General features: G+C 60.7%; 15 protein-coding genes. 11 read left to right on the top strand and 4 right to left on the bottom strand.

Features of this window, described 5'->3' with window-relative positions; all coding sequences use genetic code 11:
• Window positions 1–6 precede the first annotated feature (6 nt).
• Both I6F33_RS25030 and I6F33_RS25025 read right to left on the bottom strand, forming a co-directional pair.
• The gene (locus tag I6F33_RS25030; protein ID WP_225144432.1) at window positions 7–1,308 is read right to left on the bottom strand and encodes an O-antigen ligase family protein; all 1,302 of its coding nucleotides are present in this window, start codon (window positions 1,306–1,308) and stop codon (window positions 7–9) included.
• Window positions 1,309–1,332: 24 nt separating this feature from the next.
• The gene (locus tag I6F33_RS25025; protein WP_225144431.1) at window positions 1,333–2,172 is read right to left on the bottom strand and encodes a hemolysin activation protein; all 840 of its coding nucleotides are present in this window, start codon (window positions 2,170–2,172) and stop codon (window positions 1,333–1,335) included.
• A gap of 100 nt (window positions 2,173–2,272) precedes the next feature.
• Here I6F33_RS25025 and I6F33_RS25020 point away from each other — a divergent pair, with 100 nt between their 5' ends.
• From I6F33_RS25020 to I6F33_RS24970, 11 genes are all read left to right on the top strand, one after another.
• The gene (locus I6F33_RS25020) at window positions 2,273–2,497 is read left to right on the top strand and encodes a hypothetical protein (protein WP_225144430.1); all 225 of its coding nucleotides are present in this window, start codon (window positions 2,273–2,275) and stop codon (window positions 2,495–2,497) included.
• A gap of 418 nt (window positions 2,498–2,915) precedes the next feature.
• Window positions 2,916–3,830, top strand: coding sequence for an FkbM family methyltransferase (locus I6F33_RS25015; protein ID WP_225144429.1), 915 nt, complete (start codon window positions 2,916–2,918; stop codon window positions 3,828–3,830).
• Window positions 3,811–5,319, top strand: a complete 1,509-nt coding sequence (locus I6F33_RS25010) for an oligosaccharide flippase family protein (RefSeq protein ID WP_225144428.1) — start codon at window positions 3,811–3,813, stop codon at window positions 5,317–5,319. Before I6F33_RS25015 ends, I6F33_RS25010 begins: the two co-directional genes overlap by 20 nt.
• Entirely contained in the window at window positions 5,316–6,035 is a 720-nt protein-coding gene (locus I6F33_RS25005) for an FkbM family methyltransferase (RefSeq protein ID WP_225144427.1), read from the top strand. The genes I6F33_RS25010 and I6F33_RS25005 overlap by 4 nt, the downstream gene beginning before the upstream one ends.
• Window positions 6,036–6,187: 152 nt before the next feature.
• Window positions 6,188–8,026 carry an asparagine synthase (glutamine-hydrolyzing) gene (asnB, locus tag I6F33_RS25000; protein ID WP_225144426.1) on the top strand — a complete coding sequence of 613 codons (1,839 nt, stop codon included), beginning with the start codon at window positions 6,188–6,190 and terminating at the stop codon, window positions 8,024–8,026.
• A gap of 487 nt (window positions 8,027–8,513) precedes the next feature.
• Entirely contained in the window at window positions 8,514–9,353 is an 840-nt protein-coding gene (locus I6F33_RS24995; RefSeq protein WP_225144425.1) for a class I SAM-dependent methyltransferase, read from the top strand.
• Complete coding sequence (locus I6F33_RS38350) at window positions 9,350–9,919, top strand: DapH/DapD/GlmU-related protein (protein WP_276573696.1); 570 nt, start codon at window positions 9,350–9,352, stop codon at window positions 9,917–9,919. The genes I6F33_RS24995 and I6F33_RS38350 overlap by 4 nt, the downstream gene beginning before the upstream one ends.
• Window positions 9,909–10,766: a class I SAM-dependent methyltransferase gene (locus I6F33_RS24985; RefSeq protein ID WP_225144424.1), complete on the top strand. Its 858-nt coding sequence runs from the start codon at window positions 9,909–9,911 to the stop codon at window positions 10,764–10,766. Before I6F33_RS38350 ends, I6F33_RS24985 begins: the two co-directional genes overlap by 11 nt.
• Window positions 10,763–11,689 carry an NAD(P)-dependent oxidoreductase gene (locus I6F33_RS24980; protein WP_225144423.1) on the top strand — a complete coding sequence of 309 codons (927 nt, stop codon included), beginning with the start codon at window positions 10,763–10,765 and terminating at the stop codon, window positions 11,687–11,689. The genes I6F33_RS24985 and I6F33_RS24980 overlap by 4 nt, the downstream gene beginning before the upstream one ends.
• On the top strand, window positions 11,686–12,852 hold the full coding sequence (locus I6F33_RS24975; RefSeq protein WP_225144422.1) for a glycosyltransferase family 1 protein: 1,167 nt from the start codon (window positions 11,686–11,688) through the stop codon (window positions 12,850–12,852). The genes I6F33_RS24980 and I6F33_RS24975 overlap by 4 nt, the downstream gene beginning before the upstream one ends.
• Window positions 12,853–12,877: 25 nt before the next feature.
• The gene (locus tag I6F33_RS24970; RefSeq protein WP_225144421.1) at window positions 12,878–13,816 is read left to right on the top strand and encodes an NAD-dependent epimerase/dehydratase family protein; all 939 of its coding nucleotides are present in this window, start codon (window positions 12,878–12,880) and stop codon (window positions 13,814–13,816) included.
• Between the two features lie 62 nt (window positions 13,817–13,878).
• On the opposite strand, the gene I6F33_RS24965 is transcribed toward I6F33_RS24970, so the two are convergent.
• Window positions 13,879–15,099, bottom strand: coding sequence for a glycosyltransferase family 4 protein (locus tag I6F33_RS24965; RefSeq protein ID WP_225144420.1), 1,221 nt, complete (start codon window positions 15,097–15,099; stop codon window positions 13,879–13,881).
• A 2-nt stretch (window positions 15,100–15,101) separates the two neighbouring features.
• Window positions 15,102–17,015, bottom strand: coding sequence for an SDR family NAD(P)-dependent oxidoreductase (locus I6F33_RS24960; protein ID WP_225144419.1), 1,914 nt, complete (start codon window positions 17,013–17,015; stop codon window positions 15,102–15,104).
• Window positions 17,016–17,109 lie beyond the last annotated feature (94 nt).

Genomic DNA, 17,109 nt, shown 5'->3' with positions numbered 1-17,109 from the left:
GTCATCTCACCGAGAGTTTGCAGAATTTCGAATAGGCCAGCCGCGCAAGTGCGGATGCTCGGATCTCGTGACCAGTGATGCTGAAAAGCCCAGCAAGAGACTAGCTGTCGACGACAAAAGAATTCGGCCATAGAATTGATCGAGAATTATGAAGAATAAGAGCAATGCGAGCACAACAATCGCTGGGCGACTTGTGCAAGGGAGACGATCAATCGCCAAGCCGATTAACGAGAATGTCGCTGTGGCGAGCAGTATTACGTACGCGATCCCCCCAACAGCGCCCATCTCGACGAAGGCTTGCAAAATAGTGCTATGCGGAAAGCTGCCTGGGCAAGAGTGGGCGGCGAAATTTTCGAGCCCGATTCCGAATACTGGCGTTTCTTGAAAAAGTAAGAAGCCTTTTTTAAACAGCCAGATCCGAATCGGCGTCGAATCAACCATTTTATTAAGGTGATCACACTCCTCCTGCGAGACTCGTCCCAAGTCCGGAACGCCAGCGCCCGCCGGCGGTTCTAGCGGCAGATAGGTACGCACCATGAAGTCGCGGGCAACGTGGTTCAATATCAGTGAGAGCGTGGCTCCGAAAAGTATGGCGGTGAACACGACAATGCGTTCGCGGCGTCCATCGCGGGTGGGTGCCATTACCATTAGCAAGGCAGTCGCGATGGTCGCGATAACGACGCCGCGCGCCCCGAGTACCACGAGCGCAGCGGTGACCAGCGCGGCGATCATCGGCCTCGTCCAGGTTGCGATCGAGTATTTCCCGGACGCGCCGCTGGCTTGGATCACGACGGAGATGCCGAGCGCAACGGCCACGATCAGTACGCCGTGGTTAAGGCCCAGCATGACCGGTCGTAAATTATCGCCCGCCGTCAACTCCAGTGAGAACCGCCACGCGATCGCTGCTGCGCTTACTGTCAGCGTTATCGCTGCGAGGATCTTGAGAAAGCGCGTTATGTCCTGCGCGGAAACGAGCCTCGCTGCAGCGTAGGGGCCGATCCAGAACGTCACGAGGAGGGCCCAGTCGCGTAGACCTGCATGGAGTGTGAAAACCTTGAGATGGACCGCAAGCAAGACAGAAACGAGGCAGAATGTAACGTCTATTGCTGTAATGCTCACCTGGCGACGGATGAAGTTCGGCAGAAGGAGAGCCAGAGGTATAAGCCAAACAGCTACCGACCAGACAGCAAAATAAGAGGATTCGTGGTTGATACCTAACAATTGTAATGAGAGAAAATACACCAGTGACGCGATTGGCAGGAGGCTCAACAAAGTGAGGCTGAGTGATCGAAGTAAAACGCCGCTCATCGTTCACAAGCTCTCTTCCGAAAGTTACTTTGGCCCTCGCATTGAGGTTTGCATCGTCAGATTGACGCGGAAAAGCAGACATCGCAAAAGGTTTCTTGCTCTCCGATAGAAGAGGGGATCTACGATGCTCGCGAGCTCGGCAAGCGATGCTTGATTGATTGCAACCTGGTCCGGCATCGGCGGCGACGATTCCGGTAACTCGTGAGTTAGGCCTCGCCATAGCAATTTTGAACGGGAGGTATGAGTTCCCGAGCTGTCGAGCCCATCATTCCGAACGAGGCTGATGGGCGGGTAGAGCACTAGCCCATCTCGGCGGAACACCGACCAGTACCATCGAATTGCCCAACTATCTACGCGGCCCGCTTCTTGTCTCTGTAGCATGTCGTAATAGGCAAATAACCCACCAAGGTCGAAGCGCGATCTAAGCGCGTAGTTGGAGCGCAAGGCATCGGTATCTCGGGCATCGGGATCAAAATCGTGCCACGATCGTTCCCATGTAGCCCAGCCCCAAGACGTCGTGACTGGCAAAAACCGTGCCTTCGAGTTCGGCGATGCGTTGCTTCGCGCAAACGCAAATCCAGAGATCTGCATGACGCGTGGATCATCTGCAAAGGTATCGAGGCCGGTATTCATATAGTCAAGAAATGCAGGTGAGACGGTCAGGTCGTCTTCGACAACAATGACGCGGCCGTATTGGTCGCATAAGCGAGTGACACCGGCGATGATCGAGCGGGCGAGGCCCTGGTTCTCGGTCGAGATGACGAGGGTCTTTCGTGGATGGTCGAAGGCCTCGACGATGGTGCGCACATCCGCGACCGCCTGGTCGTCGCGCGTGCCGCGAGGACCGTCGCAGAAAATATACAAATCAGTGTTTTCTATTCCCCTGCAGCGAGCGAGCGATGCTAGCGTGGCTCTCGTCTTTTCAGGTCGGCGAAAAACGAAAAGTGCTATCGGAGCAGACATTATGAAGTTGTTCCGTTCCCCCGAATTCAGGACTTACCCCTCCATCCTTCGGCCGCTTGTGATCATCTGTCAAGAAGTGCAGGCTGTTGGAGAAGGTTTAAATGAAGTTCGCGGCGATCTCTTGCTCCAGGTCGCGGCACTTGAAATTGCACTATGCTGTCTTCAATCGATGCACCCGCTTCACGTTGATCCGCTAACCGTCGCGCCGCAGGATGAAGGCTCGTGATGAGTGCCGCGACAAGCGGGAACCGCGGGACAGGCCGCGTCTGATCGAGACTGCGAAGCGCGCCCCAACTCCAGGGCGTGTGCGCGAGATCGGCTCCTCTGACTCCGTCGGCTGCAAGCCAGCTCGATCTGTGCTCTGTAACCGGGACTTCATCGGTGGCCGAGGCCCTTGCCAGAGCTAGCTGAGCTGGAAATTCGCACTGAGGCTGGTCCAAGAACTCGCGGACCAGCGCATCCTAGATTGGCCCCGACCTAGGCGGGACCTCCTGTGATCTCGGCAAGGAAGGTCCCCAACGATCCCATGAGCCCATCGATCAGGCGGACCGTTAGCGGCAATTATTCGCGGTAGACGATCCAAGCGAACCTCGTTATGACCCACATATAGACCTTGAGGGACAGGTGGTGACTAGGAGTTGGTTGTGTCGCGAAGCCTGAGCGGAGAACTTGCCGAAGCTTTTGAGGCTGCAGTCGCCCGGCGGAATGCGTCACGGATACAGCGACTGGTCGCCGACCCCCTGCGCGCTGTGACGCCTGCTTTTCTGCGGACGCTCGGGCACGTCAAGGAAGTTCCTGCCCAAACGTTCTGGGGCGAGACAATGCGGGTTGTGGTTCCCGAGCCGGTTTCGGCAATGATCTATCGCTTCGGCTATTACGATGAGAACGTTTGCCGTTTCTTGCTTGCAGCTCTGCGCGAGGGCAACACGTTTGTGGATATTGGCGCTCACTTTGGGTTTTTTTCGAAACTTGCCGTGCGGCTCGTCGGAGGGAGCGGGCATGTGGTTGCGTTCGAGCCCATGCCGCGGACACGCAGCCTGCTGAGCGCGAACCTTTCCGGCTCCATCGGAGCCGGTTGCGCAAGCATCGTCGAGTACGCCGCTTTCGATGAGGAAAAAACACTCGAGTTTCGCGACTACGGGGATGCGCATTCATCGTTCAACTCTGCATTCGTTGGACGCGGGCTCGAGCGAACCGGAATCCCTGTCGATGTTCGGGCGCGCCGCTTCGACGATATCTGGAACGAGCTGGGCCATCAACGCATCGACGTCATGAAGATCGATGCAGAGAGCGCCGAGCTGAGGGTTTTGATCGGTGCCGAACAATCGCTTGCGAAATACAAGCCTGTCGTCATCGCAGAATTCGGCGATTTCGACCTTCCGAACGTTCCCGCTTCGCGATCCATCGTTGAATGGCTGCTTCCCCGCGGTTACGTCGCGTTTGAGGCATCAAGAAGTGGCCCCAGGCCACACCAGGCCCAGGTCAGGTATGGTTATACCAACCTGATGTTTGTGCCGCGCGACAAGCTGGGCCTTATCGATGCGCGCGACAGTCACTAGGCAGGCGATAGCCTCCCAAGCCGATGTTGTTATCCAGGGCGTCGCACTCGCATTTCTGTACGGGTACCTCCTGCGTTCTCTCGGCTCGGATCAGGTCGGTCTTTGGGCAGTCGTTTTCAGCATCGCCGCGATTGGACGCGGCGCCGATCTCGGTCTGTCGAGGGGATTGATACGTTACCTTCCATTGCAGACCGATGACCCTCGGCGATCGCCGGATCTGGTCGATTCCGCAGTCGTGGGGACTCTCGTTCTACTTGCGCCGTTGGGCCTCATCTCGGCCGCAGCATTGTGGTTCCTAATCCCGTTATCCGTCCAAGGTTCCTTGCATGAAGCGCAAGCGCTGGTCCCATGGGCGCTGGTTCTGCTTGCGATCATGACGATGGGGCAAGTTTATCTGAATGCGCTTACGGCGGTTTTTCGTACCGACCAGCGATCCTATGCAAACATCACCGCGACCCTGGTCATGCTCTCGGCAACCGTATCCCTTGTGCCGGTCTACGGACTTCTCGGTGTCGCATGGGCGCAGATCATCCAACACGTTGTTTCGATCGCAGTTTCTGCCTTGCATCTGAAGCGCAGCCTTCCGGGATTTCGTTTCGTGCCACGAAGAGCCGGGCGCAAGGACATGCGCCTGCTCTTCGCCTACGGATTGAAGTTGCATGTTGCAGGCCTTGCCATGTTGGTATTTGAGCCAGCTACCCGGATCATCTTGGCCAGGGTCGAAACGCTCGACGCCGTCGCCTACTACGATATGGCCTCTCGCTTGCTCCAGCAGGCGAGAAACCTGATCGTCATGGCAAATCAGGTCATGTCGCCCTACTTTGCCCGGCTTTCCGCGCTCTCTCGCGTAGAGCTTCTGGCTGCCTATCGCTCGGCCTTGTCCATGACGCTCTTCTTCTCGCTGCCGACGATGGCATTCCTTGTCGTGTCGGCTCCCCTGATCGCAATACTGTGGATAGGCAAGAGCAATGATTCTTTTGTCGTCTTCGTTGCGGTACTCAGCGTAGGCTGGACCATCAACATTTTGAGCGCGCCCTCCTACTTCCTGGCGACCGCCGCGGGATACCTGTCTCCCGTCGTCGTTTCCCACCTGCTGATCTCCGTTGGCAGTTCCGTTCTTGCGTATGCATTCAGCCTGCTCGCCGGCGAGCGCGGAGTTGTTGTCGGCGTCACGTCCGGGCTCGTCGTCGGAAGCGTTTGGTGCATGCGAATGGTGCATGCCAACAGCCTTGGTGGGTCGGAACATCTGTGGCGGCCTTCGGATCTGCGCTTTGCAATTCTTTGCGTCGTTGGGCCGATAGCAAGCCTGACATTCTATTTCGCTATGCGCGCGTCGCTCGGCACATCGACAAGTGCGCTGGCGGGGTTGGCTGGCGGAACGCTCGTGATCGGATTGGCCGTTTTGACCAATCCCTCAACAAGGCTGATACGCGATAGTTTGCTGCCGTCGCTAAGGCGGCATGGCGGAAGGAAGGCCGTTGACATATGAGCATGAAGCACCTCGCCACTGCATTTCTCGCCAAGTTTGATCTTCACATCGAACGCTTGTCCAAGCATCCGAAAGAAACGCTTCTCGGACTTACGAGCGAAAACGTACGAAATGTGCTGGATATCGGAGCCAATACGGGACAGTTCGCGCGTGTGGCGCTCAACCGATTTCCCCGGGCGAAGATCTGGTGCTTCGAGCCGCTTCCCGCGGCATACAAGCTCTTGAAAGGCATGGAACAGGGCAGTGACGGTCGCATGACCGCCCTGAACTTCGCGCTCGGAGCCAAGCAAGGCGTGGTGAACATGCACTTCCATAGCGAGCATTCGCCGTCGTCGTCGCTGATGCCGACGACTGGGATGTGTGAGGAGCTCTTTCCCCAAACTCGTGCTCAGACCAGCGTTCCCGTCGAAGTCCGGACGCTGGACGGCGTTTGCGCCGAATTCCCGACGCCACCGCTCGAAGATCTCGTGATCAAGATAGATGTTCAGGGTTATGAAGCCGAAGTCATTGCGGGAGGCAGGAAAACGATAGCGGCGGCGAAGGCGGTGATCGTCGAGATTTCCTTTGACGAGCTCTACAAGGGAGCTCCAACCTTTGAAGACCTGAGTAAACTTCTGGGCGAGACGGGACATCGTTTCGCCGGAGCCATAGAGCAATTCACTGCAGGGGACGGCCACGTCATCTTCATGGACGCACTGTTCAAGAAGCTCGGATAGTCCTCGGCGACAGAAGGATGAGACACTGCCTTGGCGGCCAGCATTTCGTGATAGTCGTTGCCGTTTCGCGAAGTGGGCCGTATGACGCGACATGTCGGGGGGGATATACGTGTGATTGCGAGCCGCCTTTTGTCAGCGAAGGTCATCTAGCCATGTGCGGGATTGCGGGTATCGTTCATTTCCGTGGCAACGCGATTGAGCAGGAGGCGATATCGCGCTTGACGAATCTCCTGGCCCATCGCGGCCCGAATGGCGCGGGGACCTGGTTCAGCGCCGATCGCGATGTCGCCATGGGGCATCGCCGGCTGGCGGTTATCGATCCGGGAGAGGGCGGCTACCAGCCGATGTTGTCGGCTGATCGTCGCCATGTGATCGTCTTCAATGGCGAAATCTACAATTTCCTCGAGCTTCGGCGCGAACTTGAGGAGCGGGGCGCGATCTTCCGCACTCAATCGGATACCGAGGTCATTCTTGCTGCGTGGCGGGAATGGCGGGAAGCGATGTTGTCGCGCTTCAATGGCATGTGGGCGCTGGCAATCTACGACACCGAAACGAGGGAACTGTTCCTCGCGCGGGACCGCTTCGGCGTCAAACCGCTGCTCTATGCGATGTCGCCGGAGCGCTTTGTTTTCGCATCGGAGCAGCGCGCCCTGGTGCGAAGCGGTCTGATCGGGACATCGCTGGATGTCGACGTAGCGCGGCGGCTGTTGCTGGATGCCTTCGGAGTCGAAGGGAGCGAGCGGACCCTATGCCAGGACGTGCGCCGCTTGCAGAGCGGCCATTGCTTGTGGCTGCGTCATGGGCACGTAGAGATTCGACGCTGGTGGCGCACCATCGATCACTTGCCGGAGGTGCCGAAAACCGAAGCCGAGCGCGTTGAGCGTTTTCGCGAATTGTTCCAGGATGCCGTCGCGCTGAGGATGCGCAGCGACGTACCAATCGGGACCTGCTTGTCGGGAGGGTTCGATTCGTCAGCGGTGATTTGCACCATGGCTTCGCACGAAAAGGCCGGGATGGGACCGCGCGACAGTACGTCGTGGCGCCACGCCTTCGTCGCAACATTTCCGGGCGCATCGAATGATGAGCGGCCAATGGCCGAGGAGGCGGCCGCGTGGGCGGAAGTCAACCCGACCTATCTGGAGATCGGTCGGGCGGACGCTCTGACGGAGCTGGACCAGATCCTCGACGACAATGATGACGTCTATATCGGGCTCCCGAGTGCGATCTGGTTGATCTATCGTGAACTCAAACGTCAGAACGTGCCGGTGTCGATCGATGGCCATGGGGCCGATGAGTTGATGGGGGGCTATTTCCAGGGAGGGCAATACGGCGCTTTCTGGATTAGAAATGCCCTTGCGGGAATTTCCTCGAATTCAGCGTTGACCAGGCGTGGCGTCGATCTGTTGAGGGCGCTGATGATCAAGCGTCAGGGGCAGTATTTCCTGCGCGGCGGACTGCGCCAGGTTCCGGGCCAGCTCAGTCTTGTGGGCGATGACGACGTCCTGCCGCGCGATTGGGGCGCGTTCAATCGCCGCCTCTATCGAATGTTTCACGGCACCGTATTGCCGACAATTCTGCGAAACTACGATCGCCTCTCGATGGCCCATGGCATCGAGGTCCGGATGCCGTTCATGGACTGGCGCCTGGTAACCTACACGATGGCGTTGCCGGAGAGCAGCAAATCCTCCAATGGTCTCACGAAAGTCATTGCGCGGCGGGCAATGGAAAATCAGATGCCGGAGTCCATCCGCATGGGACGCCGGAAGGTGGGGTTTAACTCGCCGATGCCGGAGTGGCTGAACGGGCCTCTTGCCGGCTGGACGGCCAGCCTGCTCGATCAGAACGTTCCGGCATTCGCCGAGTTGGTGGACGAGCCTGCGTTGCGCCGGGCGGTCAGCCGCTTGACAACATCGACGGCCTGGGATTGGGAATCGGTCGGACGAGTTTGGCCGTATCTCAACATGAAATGGATGCTGGCGAGGCGCACTTGACGAGTTACGTCGGCCCTTAGAGGGCCGATCGATCGTCATCGTCGGCGGCTACTCGCGGCACCATTCCGCCCGCGCGAAAGCGCTGGAACAGGTGTCCGGGCTGCCGCAAATGCTTGAGGTCGTGTTCCACCTTCGATGCATCGCGCTTGACGCGTCTGGCCGAAACGGGCTGGCTCGCTTGTTTCCGAAACCTGGATGGCCTAGACGGCCGCACACGGTAGCCAAAATCAGCCGGCCACCGTATTTGGGAGGCCGTTGTACGAACGTGTCGGAACGTCCAAAAATCGTCCTCAACGGAGCCGTTGACATGGCGGGAATGGATCGAGGAAATATGGGCTGTTTCGAGGCGATTGGATGCGGCGCCCCGGGACGGAGGGAATTCCCCCTGGCATGAGCGCAGGCGTCACGATGCTGACTTATCAATCCCCGGAACTGGCGTTGACCGTCTCTGGCCAGCCGCCAGCAGGGATCATTTAGGACCTCGATCATGCGCACAGATGCCCCCGTGCATGCGGCCAAATCCCTGGTCGACGCAGCCGCGGCACCGCTTTTCAAGATGCGCCCGAGACCGTTCGGGCCAGGCTATCAGACCGTCAAGCGCCGTATCATCGGGCGCGCGATCGATCAGGGAGTCCTGCGCGAAGCCAGCGAATTGCCACCGGCCTACGGCGTCGCCATGGATGAGCGGGTGGTCGAGTATCCCTGGGCCTTCTGGCGGCTCCCCAGGGGAGGCAGGATGCTTGACGCGGGTTCGACCTTCAACCACGATTTCCTCCTGTCTCGCCCGCCCCTGAAGGATCTTGACCTCACCATTATGACGCTTGCGCCGGAAAAGCGGTGCTACTGGCACCTCGGGATTTCCTACGTCTTCGGCGATCTCAGAAGGACGCTTTTTAACGATCACGTGTTCGATGTCGTGGCGAGCATTTCCACGATCGAACACATCGGCCTTGACAACGCGATGCTGTATTCCGGCGACATGCGACATGCCGAAACCGACGAGAATGGGTTCGAGGCAGCTGTCCGCGAGTTTCGGCGCGTTCTCAAACCCGGCGGCACCTGTTTGATTTCTGTTCCGTACGGCCAACGTACGAATCTCGGCTGGTATCAGGTGTTCGATCAGGAGAAGATCCAATCCATCGTCACGGCCTTTGCGCCGACGTCTCATGTCATCGACTATTTCGGCTACAGCCGGAACGGCTGGTCGCGCGGCAGTTCTTCCGGTCTCTCCGATGCGACCGTCTATGACGTTCACAGCGGGGAGGGTTGGGCCGACGATCTCGCCGCATCGTCCCGTGCCATCGCGTGCCTGCAGTTGACCGCATGAACATTGACTACCTGATCCAGCGACTGATTGGACGTCCGACCTGCGTGTTGGAGGACGGCGCCGTGCTTGGCTCCAGCGCGAGGATCAGGAATATCTTCGGTCAACGTGACCGCATCAGGGTCGGATCGCATTCGCAGGTCCTGGGAGAGCTTCTGACGTTTCGTCACGGCGGGCGGATCGAGCTTGGTTCATGGTGCTATGTCGGCGAGAGCAGCCGAATCTGGTCCGCCGGCTCCATCATCATCGGCGATCGCGTTCTCATCTCTCATTCGGCCAATGTGTTCGACAACCTGACTCATCCGCTGAGCGCGCAAGCGCGTCATGTGCAGATCAGGGACATATTCAAGTCCGGCCATCCCAGGGAGATCGATCTCGGCGAGCGACCGGTACGGATCGGCAACGATGCCTGGATCGGCGCGAACGCCATCGTGCTGCGCGGCGTGAACATCGGGCAGGGGGGCGTTGTTGCGGCCGGGGCGGTCGTCACCAAGGATGTGCCGCCCTATTCGGTCGTGGCGGGCAACCCGGCCGTCGTGGTGAGGGAGCTTGAGGCCGATGTCGGCTGAAGCGAAGATGCGCAACTGGGAGGACGCGGTGGTGTGGCTGCGCGAGCAGCCGGATCAGCGCCAACTGGTGCTCGATGCCTACTATGACGATCCCCTGACCCAGGCCGCGGAGCGATACTTCCGGAGCGGCGAGTGGCACGAGATCGCCAAATTGCTCGCGGGCCGCAGCGGCAAGGCGCTCGACGTGGGCGCCGGCCGGGGCATTGCCAGCTATGCGCTGGCCCGGCAGGGTTTCGACGTCACCGCGCTGGAGCCCGACGGCAGTGCCATCGTCGGCGCGGAGGCAATCCGTAAGCTCGGCCGCGACACCGGACTTGCTATCGAGGTGGTTCAGGAGTTTTCGGAAGGGCTGCCGTTCGAGGATGGGACGTTTGACGTAGTGTTCGCGCGAGCCGTACTGCATCATACTCGTGACCTCGACGCCGCGTGCCGCGAGATGTATCGCGTGCTGCGCCCTGGGGGCGTATTTCTAGCCTTGCGCGAACATGTGATCAGCCGTGAAGAAGATCTGAACTGCTTCCTGGAGCAGCACCCGCTTCATCGGCTCTACGGCGGCGAGCGCGCCTATCTGCTTAATCGTTACTATACGGCGTTGCAGAGGGCCGGGTTCTCGCGCATCGAAATCCTGACACCGCTGAGGAGCGCGATCAATCTCTTTCCCCACTCGCGAGAGAGTCTGCGGGCGGCGATCATCGACCGGCTTTCCCGATATATTCCGAGGCGCGCACTGTTCGAGTTCTTGCTCGGCCGAGGACGCGGCTTCGACTATCTATTGTCTCTCGCCGGATACTTCGACAATCGTCCAGGCCGACTTTATTCTTTTGTCTGCCACAAGGGCGTCCCATGAGCGTTTGGGTCACAGGCGGCAACGGCTTCATCGGGCGCCATCTCATCGGTCAACTGGCCCGAGAGGGCGAAAGCGTGTATGGTGTTGGTCATGGTGCGATTGACGAAACGGATCGACGGAAGCTTGGCCTGAGAGACTGGATAAATGGCGAGATCATCACGCCGAACCTGGACGGTCTTGTGCAACGCGGGGGCGCTCCCAGCGCCATCTTTCACCTCGCCGGCGGGTCATCGGTCGCGCGTTCGATAGAGCAGCCCTACGAGGACTTCTCCCGCACCGTTGCAACGACGGCAAGCCTTTTGGAGTGGCTGCGCCATTCAGTGCCCGAGTGTCGGCTGATCGTGGCCTCCAGCGCTGCCGTGTACGGAGCGCATCATGCAGGCGCAATTTCAGAGCAGGACAACGCGCAGCCCATGTCGCCCTATGGACATCACAAGCTGATCATGGAGCAACTCTGCCGCAGTTATGCGGTTTCGTTTGGTATCCGGGCTACCATCGTTCGATTGTTTTCGGTCTACGGTCCCTTACTGCGCAAACAGCTGTTGTGGGATCTCTGCTTGCGGCTCGGGGAAGGCCAGCGCGAACTCGTGCTCGGCGGCACCGGCAACGAGACTCGTGATTGGATTGATGTACGGGATGTCGTGCGACTGCTAGCGGAACTCGCGCGAGCCGACGGTGCGCCCCTGAAGGTGCTGAACGGCGGCAGCGGCGTTCCAACCAAGGTTGCAGAGATCGCCCATTTGGTGACGAAAGCTTGGGGCGGCCATACCTCCGTGCGGTTTTCGGGTGTCGTCCGTGCGGGAGATCCCTTCAGCTTGGTCGCCGACGCCAGACAGCTCGCCTCCATCCCATTCAGCTGGCGTATCCCAGTCCAGGATGGCATTGCCCAGTATGTGAGCTGGTTCAAGGGGCGGGCCCATTGAGCGATGCCCGCCCCATCCGGCTCGCCTTCACCTTGATTTCTCGCAAGGCCTGGGCGGGCGGCTACAATTATCAATTGAACCTTTTCCATGCGCTTGCAAAATACTGCCCTGGCGCGATTACGCCGGTGGTGTTCGCAGGCAAAGCTCACGATGCTGGCGAACTGGCACCCATCCGAAAGGTGCCGGGTGCCGAGACTATTTGCTCGGCGCATTTTGATCGTCCCGCGCTGGCATCGTTGCTGCCGACCATGTTCGCCCAGGATCGCGACGCGATCTCCATCTTTCGCGATCACGATGTCAATGCGGTGTGGGAGAACGCCCGCTTCTTTGGATGGAACTCCCCCTATCCGACCGTAGCCTGGATGCCTGACTTCCAGCATCGGCAGTTGCCTCATCTGTTCTCGAATAAGGCGAGACGACGGCGTGAATTGGGTTTTCAGATGCAGGTCCTGTCCGGCCGCACTATCATTCTGAGCAGCCGCAGCGCCGAGCGCGATTGCCTTTGTTACTATCCGCGTACGAAGGGCCGGACCGCCATCGTGAGGTTCGCCAGCGAGCCTTCGGCCGATCTCCTCAAGCTGGATCCAGAAGAGGTGCTTCAAAGATACGATCTGCCGAGAACGTACTTCTATGTCCCTAATCAGTTCTGGCGCCACAAGAACCACAGGATCATTCTGGAAGCGCTTGCCTTGCTTGGGGAGCGCGGCATCCACCCCGTTGTCGTCGCATCCGGCGGCGGCGATCCGCATGAACCGGAGTATCTTGATCAAATCCTGCGCGAAGTGGCAGACCGCGGTCTGGAGCGGCAGTTCCGGTATCTCGGGATGATCCCGCTCGCCGATGTCTATGCCCTCCTGCGTGCCTGCGGAGCGATGATCAATCCGTCGCGGTTCGAGGGCTGGAGCACAACGGTGGAGGAAGCCAAGTCGTTCGGCGTTCCGATGATACTGTCCGATATTGACGTGCACCGTGAACAAGCAGAACAGCGCGCGCGTTATTTCGGCACGGACGATGCCGCCGCGCTCGCCGCCCACATCCATGATCTTGAGCATCCTGCCTTCGTCGTGCGCGACATGAACAATCAACTGGGCGAACGTGTGCGGGGATTCGCCGAAAGCTTCGTCTCGACCATCAAGCAGGCAATCCGAGCCCATCGGCATTGATCGGCAATCATTGGAGTGCAACGACATGAATCGACCGGTCGTTCTCGTCACCGGCGCGACCGGATTTATCGGGCGCAATCTTGTTCCCTTGCTCGATAGCAGCGGTTTTCGCGTGCGCCGGGCATTACGCGAGGGACGAGCCGGGAAGGATGATGTCCTGGTCGGCTCGGTCGGACCGTCCACTGATTGGGGCGCGGCGCTCGAGGGGGTGCACTCCGTGATCCATCTGGCCGCCCGGGTGCATCATCCCAATGAAGAGCACGCGGGCGGACTTTATGACGCGGTGAATATGCAAGGCACCATGCAATTGGCCCAAGCAGCCGCGCGGGCGGGGGTATCCAGGTTCGTGTTCCTGAGCACGATCCTGGTCAATGGAAGCTCGACCGACGGGAGGGGACCTTTTAAGGCGGACGACGCAACGGCGCCGCGCGGTGTCTACGGAAAGTCCAAGGCGGCCGCAGAGAACGCTCTGCGGCGCATCGGGGCTCAATCCAAAATGCGGATAGCTGTAGTGCGCCCGCCGCTGGTGTATGGACGCGAGGCGCTTGGTAATTTTCGTCAACTCGTCGGCGCGATCAGACGGCGGATTCCGCTTCCGCTTGGCCTTGTCGACAACAAGCGCGCATTCATCAGCGTGCAGAATCTCGTGTCCTTTGTCGCGCATTTGGTCGACTTCGACCTTGGTTCGGCGTATCAAGTCTACTTGGTTGCCGACGACGAGCAGATCTCGACCGCGGCTTTCGTTCGCCGCATCGGCAAGGCCATGGATAAGCCCGTCGTTCTTCTGCCTGTCCCTCCTTCGGCGCTGGCGCTCGTCCTTCGGGTGATCCGGCCGGAGCTGCGCCACAGCCTGTTAGGATCCATGGAAATTGACACCTCCGCCGCCCTGTCGACTGGCTGGAGAACGCCGCTCAGCATGACCGAGGGATTGCGGCTGGCGGTGGGTACATCGGCTTCGTCCTAGACACCCATCCGAGTCATTCGGTAGCTGCTCAGCTGACGCACCGGCGAAAACGTTGTGCGTGCTCATCGTTGCTCTGAAAGGTCGGGGCTGCGCAACAATTCGCCGATCAGGCCGGCATAGGCGTTCATCGCGACGGTCCGGTCAAACTTTGCAGCCGCCTTCACCGCGCGTCCCGCCATGGCGCCGTTGTCGGCACGGGATGCCGCCCGGATTGCGTCGGCCAGCTGATCAGCGCGGCCCGGCGGCACGACCCAGCCGAGCCCGCTCTCCACCACCGTCAGTGCGGCCTCGGCCTCCGGCTCGGACACCAGCACCACGGGACGGCCGACCGCCAGCAGGTTGTAGAACCGGCTCGGCACCGACACGCCCGCAACGTCCTTCCGGTACGGGATGATCCAGACATCGGCGGACGCCAAAAGCGCCTCCAGCTCGGAATCTTCGACCCGCCCGACGAAGGAGACGTTGGCGAGATTCGCAGCCGCCTGCAATTGCTTCAGCCGTTCGAAGCCGATGCCCCAGCCCGACAGGAGGAAGTGAACGTCCGTCTCGTCCTCCAGAAGGCGCGCCGCCTCGAACACAATCTCCGGATCATGGGTAAAGCCGAGATTGCCCGACAGGCCGACGATGAAGCGCGCGGCGATCGCCTTGCGGAACGGATTGTCCGGCGTGATCGGCCGCGGTGCGGGCACGAGTGTTGCCCAGTTCGGGATGAAGCGGATCTTGTTCCGCGTCATTCCGGGATAGCTCAGCAGCGGCCGCTCCGCGTCGCGGCCGATGGTGATGACGGCATTGAGCGCGCGGAACATCAGTCCGTTGACGGCCCGCATCGCCCACGTCCCGAACGAGCGGGGCTTCAGCAGGCCCGCCATCACCAGAACGTCGGGGAAGAGGTCGTGCATGATCAGGGCCGAGCGCGCGCCCCTCAGCCTCGCCGCCGCCGTCACTGCGTAGGGCAGCATGAAGGGCGCAGTGACGGTGAGCACGACATCGCCGCGCCTCAACTGCCGCGTCAATGCGACGAAGGTGCGCGAGGCGAACAGAAGCTCCGACACCGCGCGCCGTACCAGCGCCGCCTTGCCTGGAATGCGGTTTTTGATCGCGACTACGCGCGGCTTGCCCGGACAGGTTTGCGAGGCCGGCAACGCGCCCGGCCAGCCCGAGAGTACAACGACCTCGTGCTCGTCTGCGAGATGGCAGGCGATCTCGGCCACGATCGTCGCCGTCGTGCTTGTATCCGGCGGATAGTGCTGGCTCGCGACGACGATCTTGCTCAATGGCTGCATGGTCAGGCCGCGGTCGAACTGAATTCGGGGACCGCGTCCTTCAGGACGGTCCTGATGGTGGCGCGATCATCGCGTAGGATCGCCTGCTCCAGCGCCGCGATCCATTTGCGCAGCGTCTGCATCCGCGGTTCGTTCGGCTGCGCAGCCATGATTCCGGGGACGCCGATTTCGCGGGTCGGCTCCTCCGAGGCGAACAGGATCTCGTGCAGGCGCTCGCCCGGGCGCATGCCGGTGAACACGATTTCGATGTCGTGGCCGGGCTGCAGACCGGACAGGCGGATCATGCGCTCGGCGAGATCGACGATCTTCACCGGCTGGCCCATGTTGAGCACATAGACGGAGACGTCGGGACGCTGGGTTCCGAGCGCATGCGTGGCCGCGGTGATCACGAGATCGCAGGCCTCGCGGATGGTCATGAAGTAGCGGACCATGGCGGGATGCGTCACGGTCACCGGGCCGCCGGCCTCGATCTGGGCCTTGAACTTCGGCACCACCGAGCCGTTCGAGGCCAGCACGTTGCCGAACCGCACCGAGATCAGCCGCATCGGCGGCTTGGCCCCGCGTGCGCCGGCGGCGAGGTCGTGGTCCAGCGCCTGGCAGTACATCTCCGCGAAGCGCTTGGTCAGGCCGAGCATCGACACCGGCTCGATCGCCTTGTCGGTCGAGATCATCACCATCGCCTCGGCGCCGGCCGCCACCGCGGCGTCGGCAACGTTGATCGAGCCGAAGATGTTGGTCTTGACGCCTTCGCTCCAGTCGCGCTCGAGGATCGGAACGTGCTTGAGCGCCGCGGCGTGGAATACGATGTCCGGCTTGAACTCCGCCATCACGCGCGTGATGCGCTCCCGGTCGCGGATGTCGGCGATCCGCGCTTCGATCGCAGCTGCCGCCCGGCGGGCGGCGAGCGCTTCGGAGATCGCATAGAGCGCCGGCTCCGAGTTCTCCACGATCAGAAGCCGCGCGGCACCGAAGGCCACGACGCGCTCGCAGATCTCCGAGCCGATCGAGCCGCCGCCACCGGTGACGAGCACGGCCTTGCCCCTGATCAGGGCCTCGAGGCGCGCATAGTCGATCTTCTCGCTCGGCCGCAGCAGGAGGTCCTCCACCGCAACCGCCGTGAGCCGCGGCGTGTCGCCGCTCTCCAGCGAGGGCATCCGGTTGACGATCACGCCGAGCTTGCGCGCCCGCATCAGGACGGATTCCGGATGGGCCTCCGGCTCGAACGCCGACGGCGTCATGATGAGGCGCGCGATCGGCTTGTTGCGCTTGGCGAAGTCGGCGATGACGTCCTCGACGTCGTCGATGCCCCCCAGCACCGGCACGGTGCGGATGAGCTGGCCGCGGTCGGCGCTCGACGGCGACAGCACGCCGACCGGCCAGATCCGCTTGATCGCCCCGCTCTCGATTCCGCGCAGCAGCACCTCGGCATCCGCAGCGCGGCCGATCAGCAAGGTCGGCGCAGCATCGCCGGTCCTCGCATCACGGCGCACCCGCGTATAGCGGAAGTAGCGGTAGGCCATGCGCAGCGCGCTGAGGAAGGAAATCTCGAGGAACCAGTAGAGGACGATCGTCACCTTGCCGAGAAAAAAGGAGCCGCGGACGTTGGGGGCAACGAAGATGTAGTCGAGCACGAGCAGCGCAAAGGTCAGCACGGTCGCCGCGCGAATGATGTTCAGCGCGTCCGGCAGCGAGATGAAGCGCCACTTGGTCGTGGTCAGGTTGAGGACGAAGAAGACGACCACGCTGAAGGCGAGCAAGTAGGGCAGGATCTGGAACAGCAGCGGCAGGCGCTCGAAGAAGTCGTCGCCGCCCTCGAATCGCAGATAGAAGGCGGCAAAAAGCGCCGCCGTGGTCGCGAGCAGGTCGTGGAGCGCGATCAGGAAATTGCGCAAGGTGAGATGCGAAAGACGCGTCATTAGCTCACTGATCTCGGACTTCGGATCTACCGTGCTACGGCTCTTGCCTAAAGAGAATGACATCCATCTGAAATCCCACGTTCCATCAGCGGTC

The sequence above is a fragment of the Bradyrhizobium sp. BRP20 genome, from assembly GCF_020194215.1.
GTDB classification, from domain to species: Bacteria; Pseudomonadota; Alphaproteobacteria; order Rhizobiales; family Xanthobacteraceae; genus Bradyrhizobium; species Bradyrhizobium yuanmingense.
This window is presented reverse-complemented; position numbering and strand designations above follow the sequence as displayed.

Bases quoted from the DNA above. Each gene is read 5' to 3' on its own strand.
- I6F33_RS24960 (WP_225144419.1), bottom strand. From the start codon at position 17,015: ATGACGCGTCTTTCGCATCTCACCTTGCGCAATTTCCTGATCGCGCTC.
- I6F33_RS25030 (WP_225144432.1), bottom strand. From the start codon at position 1,308: ATGAGCGGCGTTTTACTTCGATCACTCAGCCTCACTTTGTTGAGCCTC.
- asnB (WP_225144426.1), top strand. From the start codon at position 6,188: ATGTGCGGGATTGCGGGTATCGTTCATTTCCGTGGCAACGCGATTGAG.
- I6F33_RS24970 (WP_225144421.1), top strand. From the start codon at position 12,878: ATGAATCGACCGGTCGTTCTCGTCACCGGCGCGACCGGATTTATCGGG.
- I6F33_RS25005 (WP_225144427.1), top strand. From the start codon at position 5,316: ATGAGCATGAAGCACCTCGCCACTGCATTTCTCGCCAAGTTTGATCTT.
- I6F33_RS25010 (WP_225144428.1), top strand. From the start codon at position 3,811: ATGCGCGCGACAGTCACTAGGCAGGCGATAGCCTCCCAAGCCGATGTT.
- I6F33_RS24980 (WP_225144423.1), top strand. From the start codon at position 10,763: ATGAGCGTTTGGGTCACAGGCGGCAACGGCTTCATCGGGCGCCATCTC.
- I6F33_RS24965 (WP_225144420.1), bottom strand. From the start codon at position 15,099: ATGCAGCCATTGAGCAAGATCGTCGTCGCGAGCCAGCACTATCCGCCG.
- I6F33_RS24995 (WP_225144425.1), top strand. From the start codon at position 8,514: ATGCGCACAGATGCCCCCGTGCATGCGGCCAAATCCCTGGTCGACGCA.
- I6F33_RS38350 (WP_276573696.1), top strand. From the start codon at position 9,350: ATGAACATTGACTACCTGATCCAGCGACTGATTGGACGTCCGACCTGC.
- I6F33_RS25020 (WP_225144430.1), top strand. From the start codon at position 2,273: ATGAAGTTGTTCCGTTCCCCCGAATTCAGGACTTACCCCTCCATCCTT.
- I6F33_RS24985 (WP_225144424.1), top strand. From the start codon at position 9,909: ATGTCGGCTGAAGCGAAGATGCGCAACTGGGAGGACGCGGTGGTGTGG.